General features: G+C 40.0%; 12 protein-coding genes and 1 pseudogene. 5 read left to right on the top strand and 8 right to left on the bottom strand.

What is annotated here, in order from left to right:
* Nucleotides 1–178: 178 nt before the first annotated feature.
* Complete coding sequence (locus C9E88_RS03775; protein WP_106985975.1) at nucleotides 179–988, top strand: tetratricopeptide repeat protein; 810 nt, start codon at nucleotides 179–181, stop codon at nucleotides 986–988.
* 162 nt (nucleotides 989–1,150) lie between these two features.
* Here the strand turns inward: C9E88_RS03775 and C9E88_RS03770 are convergent.
* The 3 genes and pseudogenes from C9E88_RS03770 to C9E88_RS03760 all read right to left on the bottom strand — a co-directional run bounded on the left by C9E88_RS03770 (nucleotide 1,151) and on the right by C9E88_RS03760 (nucleotide 5,024).
* A pseudogene (locus C9E88_RS03770) lies at nucleotides 1,151–2,076 on the bottom strand (AEC family transporter).
* A gap of 131 nt (nucleotides 2,077–2,207) precedes the next feature.
* Nucleotides 2,208–3,329, bottom strand: a complete 1,122-nt coding sequence (locus tag C9E88_RS03765; RefSeq protein WP_106985974.1) for an NADH:flavin oxidoreductase/NADH oxidase — start codon at nucleotides 3,327–3,329, stop codon at nucleotides 2,208–2,210.
* Nucleotides 3,330–3,761: 432 nt separating this feature from the next.
* Nucleotides 3,762–5,024, bottom strand: coding sequence for a carbohydrate porin (locus C9E88_RS03760; RefSeq protein WP_106985967.1), 1,263 nt, complete (start codon nucleotides 5,022–5,024; stop codon nucleotides 3,762–3,764).
* Between the two features lie 452 nt (nucleotides 5,025–5,476).
* Here C9E88_RS03760 and mutM point away from each other — a divergent pair, with 452 nt between their 5' ends.
* From mutM to C9E88_RS03740, 4 genes are all read left to right on the top strand, one after another.
* A complete protein-coding gene (gene mutM / locus C9E88_RS03755) occupies nucleotides 5,477–6,316 on the top strand; it encodes a bifunctional DNA-formamidopyrimidine glycosylase/DNA-(apurinic or apyrimidinic site) lyase (protein ID WP_106985966.1) in 840 nt (279 codons plus the stop codon).
* Nucleotides 6,313–6,597 carry a peptidylprolyl isomerase gene (locus tag C9E88_RS03750; RefSeq protein WP_106985965.1) on the top strand — a complete coding sequence of 95 codons (285 nt, stop codon included), beginning with the start codon at nucleotides 6,313–6,315 and terminating at the stop codon, nucleotides 6,595–6,597. Before mutM ends, C9E88_RS03750 begins: the two co-directional genes overlap by 4 nt.
* A gap of 349 nt (nucleotides 6,598–6,946) precedes the next feature.
* Nucleotides 6,947–9,004 (top strand): methionine--tRNA ligase, encoded by a 2,058-nt coding sequence (gene metG / locus C9E88_RS03745; protein WP_106985964.1) that lies wholly within the window; start codon nucleotides 6,947–6,949, stop codon nucleotides 9,002–9,004.
* 331 nt (nucleotides 9,005–9,335) lie between these two features.
* A complete protein-coding gene (locus C9E88_RS03740; protein WP_106985963.1) occupies nucleotides 9,336–10,076 on the top strand; it encodes a DUF4145 domain-containing protein in 741 nt (246 codons plus the stop codon).
* A 340-nt stretch (nucleotides 10,077–10,416) separates the two neighbouring features.
* Here the strand turns inward: C9E88_RS03740 and C9E88_RS03735 are convergent, their stop codons facing one another.
* The 5 genes from C9E88_RS03735 to C9E88_RS03720 all read right to left on the bottom strand — a co-directional run bounded on the left by C9E88_RS03735 (nucleotide 10,417) and on the right by C9E88_RS03720 (nucleotide 13,832).
* The gene (locus C9E88_RS03735) at nucleotides 10,417–11,097 is read right to left on the bottom strand and encodes a DUF799 domain-containing protein (RefSeq protein WP_106985962.1); all 681 of its coding nucleotides are present in this window, start codon (nucleotides 11,095–11,097) and stop codon (nucleotides 10,417–10,419) included.
* Complete coding sequence (locus tag C9E88_RS03730; protein ID WP_171356289.1) at nucleotides 11,094–11,450, bottom strand: DUF4810 domain-containing protein; 357 nt, start codon at nucleotides 11,448–11,450, stop codon at nucleotides 11,094–11,096. The genes C9E88_RS03735 and C9E88_RS03730 overlap by 4 nt, the downstream gene beginning before the upstream one ends.
* 33 nt (nucleotides 11,451–11,483) lie before the next feature.
* Nucleotides 11,484–12,158 (bottom strand): CsgG/HfaB family protein, encoded by a 675-nt coding sequence (locus tag C9E88_RS03725; RefSeq protein ID WP_171356280.1) that lies wholly within the window; start codon nucleotides 12,156–12,158, stop codon nucleotides 11,484–11,486.
* Between the two features lie 285 nt (nucleotides 12,159–12,443).
* Complete coding sequence (locus tag C9E88_RS17965) at nucleotides 12,444–12,557, bottom strand: hypothetical protein (RefSeq protein WP_372658793.1); 114 nt, start codon at nucleotides 12,555–12,557, stop codon at nucleotides 12,444–12,446.
* Between the two features lie 180 nt (nucleotides 12,558–12,737).
* Nucleotides 12,738–13,832, bottom strand: coding sequence for a DUF6670 family protein (locus C9E88_RS03720; protein ID WP_106985959.1), 1,095 nt, complete (start codon nucleotides 13,830–13,832; stop codon nucleotides 12,738–12,740).
* Nucleotides 13,833–13,965 lie beyond the last annotated feature (133 nt).

Below are 13,965 nucleotides of genomic sequence, written 5' to 3'. Positions count from 1 at the left end.
GCAAAAGATATTTTAAGTTTGTCGATGCAATATAAAGTAACTGAGATATTTTTAAACGCTTAAAATATTTCACAGAAGCACTCTTTACTTTCAAATATTTCTATTTATGATGAATCTGTTAATCTTATTCCTATACACATAGATGGAATTATGTGACTGTTTTTTAAAAGGTTTAAAAATGAAAAAACTACTCTTAGCAGGCCTTATTGCACTTTCTTCTCAATTTGCGGCGGCAGAAACAAATACTCAAAGCATTGATCCTGAGTTTGCAAAAATTGAAAGCATGGTGAAAGCCAACAATATGACAGGTGCTTATCAAGCATTAGATAAATTGGCAAAACAAGGCAATGCTCAGGCGCTGTATAATCTTGCTTATTTAACTCAAACTGGCCAAGGTACGGCCAAGAATGAGAAAAAAGCGATCGAGCTTTATCAACAATCTGCTGATAAAGGCTACCCTGTGGCCAACTATGTGTTGGGTAAAAACTACATCACTGGCTCTTTGGGCTTACCAACAGACATCAACAAAGCCAAACAATACCTAGGTAAAGCATCATCTCAAGGCTTTGACGATGCGTCTATCGATTTAGCGGTGTTGTTATTTTCAGAAAACAAACCTGAATCTGACAAAGCTGGCCTCGCAAAACTTGATCCACTAATCAAAAAAGGCAACTACCAAGCGATTCATGCCAAAGCCTTGTATGACATTAGTTTAGGCTTTAAAAACAAAGACGAAAAATCTGTACAAACTGGCCTAACCAGCATTCAGGATCTTGCGAAAAAAGGCTATATCCCAGCGCTGATGGCTGTAGGTAATATGTTTGTGAATGGCAACATCATTCCGCAAAACTTACCTGAAGCGAAAAAAATCTTTGCAGCTTTAGCCAAAGAGAATATTCCACAAGCAAAAGAATCTTTAGCTGTTGTAGATAAACTTATGGCTGAACAAGCCAAAGGTGGAAGCAAAGCACCAACGAAAAAGAGCTAAACTGCTTGCTATGCATGTGATAAAAAAGCCCTGACTCTTCAGGGCTTTTTTTTGCATTATGAGATGCTATTGCAAGGTGTCGATATATTTCAGACTATAGTTTTAAAACTTAAAAACATAGCTACTCAGCATTAACGTCATTTGCGAGGATCGCTTACATCCTTAGCCATACCACAGCGCAATTAAACAGCTCACCCCAGCAAAGCCAACAATAGTGCTCATGAGTAATGGTGTAAGCGCTTCATCCTTTAAGCCATTCAATTGGCCCAATATGGCAAAAATGGTTGGCATGGGTAGGGCTGCAATAATAGTTCCAGCATAGACCATTTCTTGGCTGGCATTTACACCATAACGTAAACCCGCATATACCAATACAGGCATTAAAATATTATTGCTCAAGACCAAATAAATGGTTTGCAGGTTCATATATTTCAAACTCATACCCACAATACCCCCACCAATCGCAAACAAAGCCAATGGTGATGCGGTATGCCCCAACATATCCAATACAGCATTCAACTGCGTTGGCATTGGTATATGCAATACCGCAAATACAATACCCGCAATGACGCTAACAAAAAGCGGATTTTTAAAAAGCATCAAAAAGGTGTTTCGAAAAACAGCAACCACGCTCGCGCCCTTTTGACTGCCCAATTCTATTAAAATTAACACCGTTGGAATGAGCAACACACTTTCAAAAATTAAAATTGGCATAATGTAGGTCATGGCTTTACTACCCAGCAAAAGACTGAGCACCGCAGTCCCCAGTAGGCCTGTATTAGACATACTAGCGCCTAAGGCCAAGATAGAAGCCTGGCTCATACGCTGTTTAAAATGCCGAATACTAAGATAAAACCCTAAGCCATAACAGAAATAGGCCGCGACTGCGAACACCAAAAAAAATCTGGAAGCCAAATTTCGGAAAAGTCTTTACTGGCCAAGGACTGAAACATCAGTACAGGCAAAGCGATTTTGATGACAAAACTACCAATCACTTCGACCTGAGCTTTAGCCAGCACATTCAATTTGACAGCTAAATACCCCAAAGCCAATAGTATAAATATGGGAATAATGACTTCAAAAACCATTCCTTACACTCCTGTTTTCGATTGTGCACTGAGCAAAAAAACCGCGCACAAAAATAAACTGCAACCGAAGTTGCAGTTTAAAAATTCTTAACTCAATAGCTTCATTTTAGCGTAATGCTCTGCACTTAAACTCAATTCTTGAGTGAAAAGGGTTCAAATTGACTGTTTAAAGCATGTGGCTGACAGCGTAAATACTGCGGTGCAATGGCAATCACTTCACCCAATTCCACAGCTGCATGCCAAGGCCAACGTGGGTCATAAAGTACGGCACGTGCAATGGCAATCGCATCGGCCTGTTCATACTGTAAAATTCCTTCGGCCTGCATGGCTTCAGTAATCAAACCCACGGCAATCACAGGAATGTTTACAGCTTGCTTTACAGCTGCCGCAAAAGGAACTTGATAATTGGCATGTATATCAATTTGTTGCGCCTGATGTAAACCTGCCGAAGATACATGAATATAGGCCGCGCCAAGCTGTTCTAAAGATTGCGCCAATTCTACACTCTGTTCAAGTGTCCAACTGTCTACATGATCCATCCAATCACTGGCAGAAATACGTACGCCAATCGGATAGCCTTCAGGTACAGCATCCTTCATGGCTTGCAATACTTCTAAAGTTAAACGAATACGATTGGCAAAACTGCCTCCATATTCATCCTCTCGGTGATTCGACAGTGGCGACATAAATTGATGCAACAAATAGCCATGTGCTGCGTGTAATTCAATCAGCTCAAAGCCCGCATCGACCGCACGCTTAGCAGAAGCTGCAAAGTCCGCAATGATCTGCTGAATTTCGACTTGGCTTAAAGCATGCGGTGCATGATCTTGTTCCGTAAAAGGAATGCTACTTGCAGAAACCGTTTGCCAGCCCTGCGCATGCGCTGGTGCCATTTGACCTCGGCCCTGCCACGGTTTATCCGTCGAAGCTTTACGCCCTGCATGCGCCAACTGTATTGCAAATGGCATAGGTGACAGTGTTTTCACTTTCGTCAGCAATGCTTTCATCTGTGCTGCTTGCTGCTCATTCCACAGACCTAAATCTGCATAGCTAATTCGGCCTTCAGGCTGTACTGCTGTTGCTTCAACAATACACAGACCCGCCCCAGACAACGCATAATTTGCCCACTGCTGTTCATGCCAAAAACTGAGCTCCCCTTGCTCATTGGCAGAATATTGGCACATGGGTGCAATCAAAATTCGATTTGACAGCGTTAACTGTCCGAACTGCAAAGGCTTAAACAATAAAGTCACGTTCATCCTCGGTTTTATTTTTCAATGATTGTTTATACTTTCACCAGCAGTCTAGTTTAAACCTTTGGCCACTTCAAAATAGCGTTCATCAGGCGGATTGACAACCATAATATTTGTATATTTTTCATCAATTTTAAAGGAATAATGATTGCTTTGATGCATACTTTTTTTTGCAAATCATTCCCTATCACCATGACTTTTTCAGGATGGCTGTTTTCGTTTCGTACGCGTATACATTCATAGCTTAAACGTCAATCATGGCCACACTTTTATCTTCCCCATCAGAGGTCTAACAACAAATTTCCATAAACTACATTCTCAATTACACTTCTAAACTTAAGTGTCTATACCCAAGTCTGAGCAATGCTCGTGCATAAAAAAACAGGCTTTAAGTCGCCTGTTTTTTTATATGCTATACAAGATGTAAAGTGCTTAGAAAGTCACTTTTGAACTTAAGCCAAGTACCAATGCATTATCAACACGGTTGGTAGAACCTGGGTTAATGACATATTGTAAGTTTGGACGTAGCGTTAACCATTTGGTTGGGTTATGGCTATAGTTCAGCTCGATATTATATTCTGCACTTGCATCGTAAGTGGTTTGTGAAAGACGGTCATTCACGTGCACGCGGTTTAAGCCTAAACCAATCATGTCGTTAGGTAAGCGATCTGCCAATCCAATATATTTCAAGCCGACTTGCTGTGAGTTATCTACTTTATTGGTCACACGATCATGCCATGTAAAATTTGCAAAGCTATGTAAACCGCGCTTGCCTTCACCTGTTGAAGTGAGCTGTTGTTCTATCGCCAACCAGCCTGCAAAAGTACGGTTTTTCGCATCTGTGGTATTGGCAATATCTTTTTGGTTTTTCACTTCATTGGCAGTGTTATACAAAGCCCCTAAGCGGTAACTACCAGCCAAGCCATTCACCAATGTTTTTGGTGTCCAAATCACTTCTGCAGGAATGGTGACACCATCTGCATTGTCTGTATCTAAATTCCAACCATGACGTTCTAATGCATTTTCAGGGTTAAATTCATATACACCAACTTGTACTGCCCACTCAGGATTCAACTGCTGTTTTACACGTGCACCCCATTGAGAAACAGGCGTGTTCATCCACATATTGCCCTGCCATTTACCCATTTGCGCAGCACAAAATGCAGTACTTTGGAAATCACAAGCCATCACGTTAAAGTCCATGCCTAAACCTAAACGGCCAGCTTTAATACTTAAACCTTGCTCTTTAAATTTCTTTTCAATCGAAAGCTCAGACAAACGCGTCTTTTGGTTACCACGGCCAAAGTTTGCTTGTACATTGGCCAGTTGTGGTGCACTGCGGTCTTGTAAGTCATCTAATGTTGTACTTTGGCCTTGGCGAGCTGTAACCACAGCACGAACTGTAACCCCATCCCAACCCGCAAGTTTTTCCATATCTAAAGCTGTTCCCAACCAAAGTTGGCTGGCTACTGTAGCAGCGTGATCTTCATTGCGCCCACCGTCAGCCAAATAAGCCACATCGGCTGCAATATTGGCTTCAAATTTCACACCTTGTTGAGCCAATTCGGTACGCTTACCATTCCAATCACCCAGCATATATTGACCTTTGCTATCAAATGCCTGTTCAGCAGCAAAGACATTGCTCATACTCGCCATAAGACAAAGGGGTATGATCGCTAGAGTAAAATTTTTCATCGGAAAAACCTAAATTTTGAGAGAGTTACAAGATGCCCCCACACAAAGGGTTACACCATTTGGTGTAAAAGTTACATAATATTTACAATTAAATCTCAGCATTATTTTTATTATTTAACAAACTTTAATTTATGAAATATTTATTGTTATATAAATTTATTTAAAAACATTTAACTAAGTAGTGATTTATTCATTTTAATGCCTGCACATAGGCTCAAATTTAGACTCCAATATCATGATTTCAATATCTTATAATTAAATACCAACACCAAATCCTGTACGACATTCAGATGACTTCAACCTAAGGACAATCAATCCGAGTTGTTCTGCTTAGGTTGGGCTATTACACAGTACATGGCATGTTTATTCTGTTCGAAGCTTTATACGCTATGCCTTGTAAACCATCGTAAACATCCCAATATTAGCCTCAACTCCAAAGTACACCTGACACAATGCCTGAATTACCAGAAGTTGAAACCACCAAGACCAGTCTTTTACCGTTGCTCGGTCAACGTGTGCAATCCGTTGAAGTCCGTCAAAGTAGCCTGCGCTGGCCTATTCCAAATGACCTAAACAAACTGGTTGGCCAATGCTTGCAGCAACTTTCGCGCCGTTCAAAATATATTTTGGCCAGCTTTGAACAAGACAGCATGCTGTGGCATTTGGGCATGTCAGGCAGTTTTCGGATCTGTGAATCACATGAAGAATACCGCAAGCATGATCATCTGATTATTCAATTTGAAGATATGCAACTGCGCTACCACGACCCGCGTCGTTTTGGCTGTATTTTATGGCTAAATGAAGACTCACAAACCAAGCTCATTGACACCTTAGGGCCTGAACCTTTAAGTGATCACTTTGATGCGCCCTATTTGGCCGACAAGCTTAAAAATAAAAATACCGCCATTAAAGTGGCCATTATGGACAACCATGTGGTCGTAGGTGTGGGCAATATTTACGCCACGGAAAGTTTATTTAATTTGGGGATTCATCCTGCACAACCTGCAAAGGATTTAAGCCAGCAACAGGTTGAAAAATTAGTTATTGAAATCAAACGCATCTTAAAGCAAGCCATTGATCTAGGCGGTTCGACATTACGTGACTACACCAATGCCATGGGCGAAAATGGCTATTTCCAGCAAACCCTATTGGCTTATGGCCGTGCGGGTGAAATGTGCATTAACTGTGAAACGACTTTGGAAAATATTAAACTAGGTCAACGCGCATCCGTGTTTTGTCCAGAATGCCAACCCTTTAAGCAAGTAAAAACAGTTCAACGAGGTAAAAAATGAAATCTGCCATTGTCCGCCACATTTTAGTGAAAGATAAAGAACTTGCTGAACAGCTTAAAAAGAAAATTAAAGACGGCGCAGACTTTGCCAAAATTGCAAAGCAAGATTCGACTTGCCCTTCAAGCAAAAAAGGCGGTGAACTCGGCGACATTAAAAAAGGTCAGCTGGTTGGCCCAATCGACAAAGCGGTGTTTACTTTGCCAGAACGTGAATTACATGGCCCAATCAAAAGCCAATTTGGCTGGCATTTATTAGAAATTAAATTCCGTATGGATTTTTAATATCAGCAGATAGCCACTGTTGCATTTGAATTAGCCATCTAGCACTGCGCAATACCAAGGATCGATGATGTAAAGTATGATCGATCCTTTTTTATTCGCTCGCTTAAAATTCCCATACATTTTCTAATCTAACTTTCTTCAGCACATCCGCCTTCAGTACAGTCCGATCAAAGCATGAGCACAAAAGCCTATTCATTTTATAGATAACTCTTGCGATGCTCACCCTTTCGATATGCGTCTACACGGTCTGCGTGACCGACATTCAGATAAAGCTTTGCTTTGTATTCCTTCTTTGATCAGGTAAAATTATTGCCCATTGCATAATGAATACGACTGAGAGAGTTAATCCGTGCGTAATATTTTAGTTACTAATGCCCTTCCATACGCGAATGGCCCAATTCACATGGGTCATTTACTCGGTTATATCCAAGCAGATATTTGGGTTCGTGCCATGCGTGCAATGGGTCATAACGTGACTTATGTATGTGCGGACGATGCTCACGGCACAGCAATCATGCTACGTGCAGAAGCCAACGGCATTACACCTGAACAGCAAATTGCCAATGTACAAAAAGAACATGAGCGTGACTTTGCTGGCTTTAAAGTTGATTTTGACCATTACGACTCAACCAACAGTGCTGAAAACCAAGCACGTGCTTCTGAGATTTATATTAAAAACCGCGAAGCAAACAACATTGCAGTACGTCCTGTAACGCAATTGTTTGATCCTGAAAAAGCAATGTTCTTGTCGGACCGTTTCATTAAAGGCACATGCCCGAAATGTAAAGCAGAAGACCAATACGGCGATTCATGTGAAGTTTGCGGTACAACATACAACGCAACTGAATTGTTGAATCCAAAATCGACGTTAAGCGGTGCGACACCTGTAGAAAAATCTTCAGATCACTACTTCTTTAAACTGCCGAACTTTGGTGAATACCTACAAAAATGGACACGTGATGAAGGTCGTCTACCTGTGTCGATTGCCAACAAGTTGGATGAATGGTTTGAAGCAGGTTTATCTGATTGGGATATTTCTCGTGATGCGCCTTACTTCGGTTTTGAAATTCCAGATGCGCCAAACAAATATTTCTACGTTTGGGTAGATGCGCCAATCGGCTATATGTCGAGCTTTGAAAACTACATCAAAACTAAACGTCCTGACCTAAGCTTTGACGACTACTGGAAAAAAGATTCGAAAAATGAAGTTTATCACTTCATTGGTAAAGACATCGTTTACTTCCATGCGTTGTTCTGGCCTGCAATGCTTGAAGGTGCAAACTACCGTACCCCAACAAGCTTATTCGTAAACGGTTTCTTGACTGTAAACGGTCAGAAGATGTCTAAATCTCGCGGTACGTTCATTAAAGCGGAAACGTATCTTGAGCATTTAAACCCTGAATACTTACGTTACTACTTCGCGTCTAAACTTTCTGACAAAGTTGAAGATTCTGATTTGAACCTTGATGATTTCGTTCAGAAAGTGAATTCAGACCTTGTTGGTAAAGTGGTCAACATCGCAAGCCGTTGTGCGAAATTCATTAATACAAAATTTGATAACAAACTTTCTGCGACTTGTGCAGAGCCTGAATTGGTTCAAAGCTTTATTGATGCAGGTGCGTCAATCGCTGCTCAATACGAAGCGCGTGAATTCTCTGCGGCAATCCGTGAAATCATGGCGCTTGCTGACAAAGCCAACCAATATATCGACGAGAAAAAGCCTTGGGCTTTAGCGAAAATTGAAGGCGAAGAACAACAAGTTCATGATGTATGTTCTGTCGGTATTAACTTATTCCGTCAATTGGCGGTGTATCTTGCACCTGTATTGCCTACATTGGCAGCAGAAGTTCAGAGCTTCTTAAAATTAGAATCTTTCGACTTTGCTTCTGTACAAACGATTTTGGTTGATCATGAAATTGCTCAATTCCAACCATTGATGCAACGTGTAGACCCGAAAGCAGTTGCTGCGATGGTCGATGCATCTAAAGATTCTTTAGCTGCCCCTGCGGAAGTGCCAAAAGCGGAAAAGAAAAAAGAGAAGAAAGCTGAAAAGAAACCAGAGCCTAAAGTCGGTGAAGCTGAAATTATTGGCATCGAAGACTTTATGAAAGTTGACCTACGTGTAGCTGAAGTTTTAGAAGCTGCAACGGTTGAAGGTTCTGACAAGCTACTTCAATTGACGTTAAATGTCGGTGAAGCTGAGCCACGTAATGTATTTAGCGGTATTCGTGAGTTCTACCAACCTGAGGACCTTAAAGGCAAATTGGTGGTGATGGTGGCTAACCTTGCACCGCGTAAGATGCGTTTTGGTATTTCTAACGGTATGGTACTCGCTGCGGGTAATGGCGAAGGTGTTTGGGTGATTTCACCTGAAACTGGTGCTAAAGCTGGTGATAAAGTGTCTTAAGATTTAAAGTCTTAGATAAAAAGCCTCTACGATGTAGGGGCTTTTTTTATGCCTTTAAGTTCCCTCTCTTTTTAGGAGAGGGTTAGGGAGAGGATTTATTGAATCACTCCCCCATGTTGGCTTTATGAAAAATTAATTGCTTTGCGTAGGCAGTACCTTACTTTTGAAAGATCAAAAGTAACAAAAATCTTTTGTCCACTTGATGATACGTCCATGTACCACAAGTGAACGGCGACATCCATGTCGCTTCCTGATCATTCGATTTCTTCTAGATTAAAGAATAATTCAGTGTATTATTTCTATGATTAAAATCTGTATAAACTGATAAAAAATGAAGTATTTCCTCGTTCATAATTGTAATTTTTGCGGATCTAACAATATTCGCTTTGATGTATTTATTACAACTATTCATAAAAATAGCTATTATCAGCACCAAATCCATTGGGAAGCTTTTTCTCAATGTAGTCATTGTAAAAAAGGATGTATTTTAATCATTCAAAAAGGAAACAACTTTAGAGATCTTTACCCGAACGAATATTCTTCTTTTGACTCGAACCTATGTCTAAATGAAAAAACAAATATAAATGACCATTTTGAAGTTAATAGACTACTTATTCCACCAACTAAAAATCAGAGGTTGTGCCCTCATTCTGTACCGGAAACTATCAAAGATATTTTTGATGAAGCTACAAAATGTCTTTCGATGAGTTGTTTTGTTGCGAGTGGCTCTATGTTTAGATTATGCCTCGACCTTGTCACAAAAGATTTATTAAACAAATTTTTAGAAGAAAATCAAACCTCTGAGCACCAACTAAATAAAGACCAAAGAAATAAATTAGCTAATCGAATTGATTTCCTAATTGAAAAACAAAAAATACCTAAACGATTAGAGGAGCTTGCTCATTGTATTCGTCATGATGGCAATGATTCGGCACATGATGGAAATACTGGTGAGAATGAAGCGTTAGATTGTTTAGATTTCACAGAAGCACTATTAACTGAAATTTATACAGTGCCTGAACAAATTAAAGAATCAAGTAGAAGAAGATTGGAACGTCGAGCAAAATCTTAGAATTCACTATAAATCTAATAACGTGACTAGCGACATGGATGTCGCCCGTTCGTTAGGAGCATACGGACGCACCCTCTAACGAACAAAGGATTTTTGTTACTTTTGATCCGTCAAAAGTAAGGCTCGTATTCCCAATTATTAAAACACCCTCACCCCAACCCTCTCCCATAGGGAGAGGGAGAAACTATTACTATAAATAATTTCGTTATATTTCCTTTCCGTTTAGAAGCAAAGAATCGCAACGTAGTTACGGAACTAAATTTTTAGAAATCTATGAAAACTCAAAAAATATCTGAGAAAATATAAAAACTAAAAAGCCCCTAACTAGAGGGGCTTTTAATTATTTCTGAGGACTTAATCCATTCTGTGCAAAGTTCGGCGAACGAGGCCCATACAACAAGCCCTTCTGCTCACTTAAACGAGGTGAATAAAGTAAATGACTCACCGTACCCGACAACACATAAGCTTTATCGCTTAAATGATTCGAAATTTGATCAACCAAAGCACCCACAAGCATACCCACTAAACCAGCATTATTATTGCTGTTAGACATTACTTGCTTTTCCGTTCCTTCCCAAAGTAGCTCACCCGTTTTAAGGTCAACCAACTTCGCTTCAACAGCAACCGTTGCAACAGTTTGAATAACTTGATACTTAGAACCGTATTCTTTCACTTTCACATAAAGCGCAGCATCGGCACCAAAAATTTCTTGAAGTTTTTGAGGACTAATCGTTGCTGCATCCGCGCCGTTATACACACCGTTTTCTTTAAACATGGTGTCAACAACACTAATTGGATAAACATAATAGCCCGCTTCTGCAACAGGTACGGTCACAGTCGACCAATAACTATTGCTTGCACGCGTATCAGGTGACTCATTCACAGGCGGCATCACCAAAATAGATTTTGGCATATTCGCAGTATAAGTACTTAAATCACGTGTATTTTTAGGTGCAGTTGCACAACCTGTTAATAAGCCAACAACAGCAGTAACTGTAAATAAAGTTTTTAAATTCTTCATTTTTTTGCTCCTGCTGAAGTTTGACCCGTCATTTTTTTCAATAAACGATCCATTAACACAGTCGACTCAGGATAAATCTGACGCTCAAGCTCAAAATATTGAATCGCACGCGGCGCATCATTCATATTTAGGTATTGCAGTCCCAAATGTGCATATAGTCCAGGTGGAACAGCTAAATTTTTCGCCTTAGCTTTTTCAACGTCTTTTTCAAGTTTTAATACTTGATCTTGTGGCATCGCTTTCTCAGGCAAACTTAAAGATAAATAAGTTTGCTGCGGAAATTCACCCCAGCTGTACAATGACTTTGGCGCTGTTGCGCACCCAACTAAACTTAGCGAAATAAGACCGCTCATCAATAAAAAAATATGTCGCACGGAAACATCCTATTACTTGTTAGACCACTTGCCAGTCTGTAAATCAAGCACAAGATTATTCACTGCTTCACGTACGGCTAAATCTAAAACTTTACCATTTAAAGTTGAGTCATAAGATGCAGTAGAACCAAAGCCAAGGACTTCTCTCTCACTTAATGCATACTCACCTGCACCTTGTACAGAGTGCACAATTTCAGCCGTTTTTACATCAACGACATTTAAGTTAACTTTTGCATAAGCAATTTGAGTTTTCCCTCGACCGAGCACACCAAAGAGTTGGTGATCACCAACTTCTTTACGACCAAACTCAGACACGTCACCAGTTAATACAAATCGCGCCCCCTTAATTGATTGCGCTGATTTGCTAAAACCTGATTCTTGCTGAAGTTCAGATAAGTTATCGCGGTTTAAAACAGAGAAATAACCTGTTTGCTGAAGATGCGTTTCTAAAATCGTTTTTGCTTGACCACCTAAACGGTCAACATTGTCTGAAAAGATACCACGCATATAGCTCGAACGGTTATCAAATTTACCAATAGATACTGGTGTTTTAACACCTGTATATTTTACCGTTGCCGTAGCTGCAGTTACTTGTGGTGCTTGAAGCGTTCTTGATGTTTCAGTGGTCGAACATGCACTTAATGTTAAACCCATGAAAACTATGCTTGCTAAAAACTTATATGACATTATATCCCTCTGATTTTTTTATAAAACGCGAATAGATCATAGCAATATTACGTAAAAATAACAGTATTTCTGTATTTCTGCAGATGACTTAAGCTGTACTGTTCATTACCTAAAATGTTGTTGTTTTTCTGAGTGTTGATTTATTTCATTGAGCAAAACAGCCATAAAATTGGATATGTCATTTAAATTTTTGTTTGTATTTGCGCTTCTTGTTTTTTAAAAATGCGGTTGTATGAAGCAATAAAAAGCCCCTATCACTAGAGGCTTTAAAACAACACAACATACTTAGTTCAGAATTACATCCCAAATAATATAACCTAGACCAAAGCCAAGCAGTGAATACGTCACCAGAATAAAAAACACAAAACTTGCGTTATTTTTCTTTCTCCAAAAGCTCATACCATCATCCAAAGCTATACAGATACACACCATCATAAAGGCAATAGCAACAAATTGGAAATATATGTAAGATATTAATTTATAAAACTTTATTAAAAAATAAATTTCAGTTTAATGCCCAAAAATCAATATACAGATTTGCAATATTTTATATATACAGATGAGTCATAAGTGGCAATCTTAACGCCGATCAATAAACTCAACATAGCCACGCCCCTGCGCTTTTAACTGTTGGAACTCTCCCGTCCACTGATAAGAACTCACATACCCCGCCGCCAAGCCATAACACATAGGCGTATCCATAACCGCCACAATATCCAACACTTTTACACCTTCATGATGTGCCGTCCAGCAGAAAGACTGAGGTACTTCCATCGCATGGCCATCGGGTGTAATCATAGGCTCTGTTTTAGATGCAATTACTTCAAAATACGCATGATCATATTGAATAGAAGTTCCGTCGATATGACGGTAATTCACCGAAGTATACGCAGGCTGACCAGCAAATCCGACAAAGGCCAAGACTAACTGTTCTTCGGCATTTAAGTTAATCACCTGATAAGAAAACGACGTTAAAGGCAAACTTATATCCTGTAAGCCTAAAGCCTTGGGCAACATCGAAACCGATGCCGATTTAAAATGTTCTAAGGTGCATAAACCACTGACTTCCACGCTATGTCGCTGTTGGCTAATCGTGCCGTCATAGCGCATAAGCAAACTAAAATGTTGATACCAACGACTATGTGCAAACCATGTCAACGCTGTTGTAGGCGTTAAGCTTAAATCCACTTTTAAATCATCTAAGGCCGACACCAAACGGTAAATGCCCGCCTCTTCATAAAGTGATGCATCCTTAGCAAAATCAACTCGAAATGGAGATTGCTGAAATTTTAAATCTTGTGAAACTGAATACATTCGAAATGCTTCAGCTTGAGTCGAAAGCGCTGTGCTATGTACCAACGTCGCTGTGTCTGTAGGCGAATAGGCCGACAATTTGGCTGAGGCTTGCGTGATCTGCGCACCTGGCTCAGCAATAATCGAGGCAAAGGAAAGATAACGATATGGTTCAGGCAAGTCAGGAATCATCACGCCATAATGACTACTGCCAAACTGAGCATGAAATAAATGTGCATCAAAATTAAAGTCACGCGGGAGGCTTGCTTGCTGTGCAGGACGGACAGCACCTAAAATTGGTGTGAGGCCTTGCCCAAGCTGATAATTGAATAACTGACGGAGCGTATTTTGTTGCGGTTTACTTTTTAATAATGAAAGCATATATCGCTCTAGGGAGAATAAGATGCTTCCAAATTACGGGCTAAATATAGACTTGTTCATAGCCAATAAGGCCTGACAAATGTGTTTTGAGGTCACACAGCATAAATTGTCAGACAATTTTTTAGAGTAAAAA

This window comes from Acinetobacter cumulans, from assembly GCF_003024525.3.
In the GTDB taxonomy this organism is placed as follows: Bacteria; Pseudomonadota; Gammaproteobacteria; order Pseudomonadales; family Moraxellaceae; genus Acinetobacter; species Acinetobacter cumulans.
This window is presented reverse-complemented; position numbering and strand designations above follow the sequence as displayed.

Coding starts and splice junctions, on each gene's coding strand:
- C9E88_RS03775 (WP_106985975.1), top strand. CDS start 179: ATGAAAAAACTACTCTTAGCAGGCCTTATTGCACTTTCTTCTCAATTT.
- C9E88_RS03760 (WP_106985967.1), bottom strand. CDS start 5,024: ATGAAAAATTTTACTCTAGCGATCATACCCCTTTGTCTTATGGCGAGT.
- mutM (WP_106985966.1), top strand. CDS start 5,477: ATGCCTGAATTACCAGAAGTTGAAACCACCAAGACCAGTCTTTTACCG.
- C9E88_RS03750 (WP_106985965.1), top strand. CDS start 6,313: ATGAAATCTGCCATTGTCCGCCACATTTTAGTGAAAGATAAAGAACTT.
- C9E88_RS03740 (WP_106985963.1), top strand. CDS start 9,336: ATGAAGTATTTCCTCGTTCATAATTGTAATTTTTGCGGATCTAACAAT.
- C9E88_RS03735 (WP_106985962.1), bottom strand. CDS start 11,097: ATGAAGAATTTAAAAACTTTATTTACAGTTACTGCTGTTGTTGGCTTA.
- C9E88_RS03730 (WP_171356289.1), bottom strand. CDS start 11,450: ATGAGCGGTCTTATTTCGCTAAGTTTAGTTGGGTGCGCAACAGCGCCA.
- C9E88_RS03725 (WP_171356280.1), bottom strand. CDS start 12,158: ATGTCATATAAGTTTTTAGCAAGCATAGTTTTCATGGGTTTAACATTA.
- C9E88_RS17965 (WP_372658793.1), bottom strand. CDS start 12,557: ATGAGCTTTTGGAGAAAGAAAAATAACGCAAGTTTTGTGTTTTTTATT.
- C9E88_RS03720 (WP_106985959.1), bottom strand. CDS start 13,832: ATGCTTTCATTATTAAAAAGTAAACCGCAACAAAATACGCTCCGTCAG.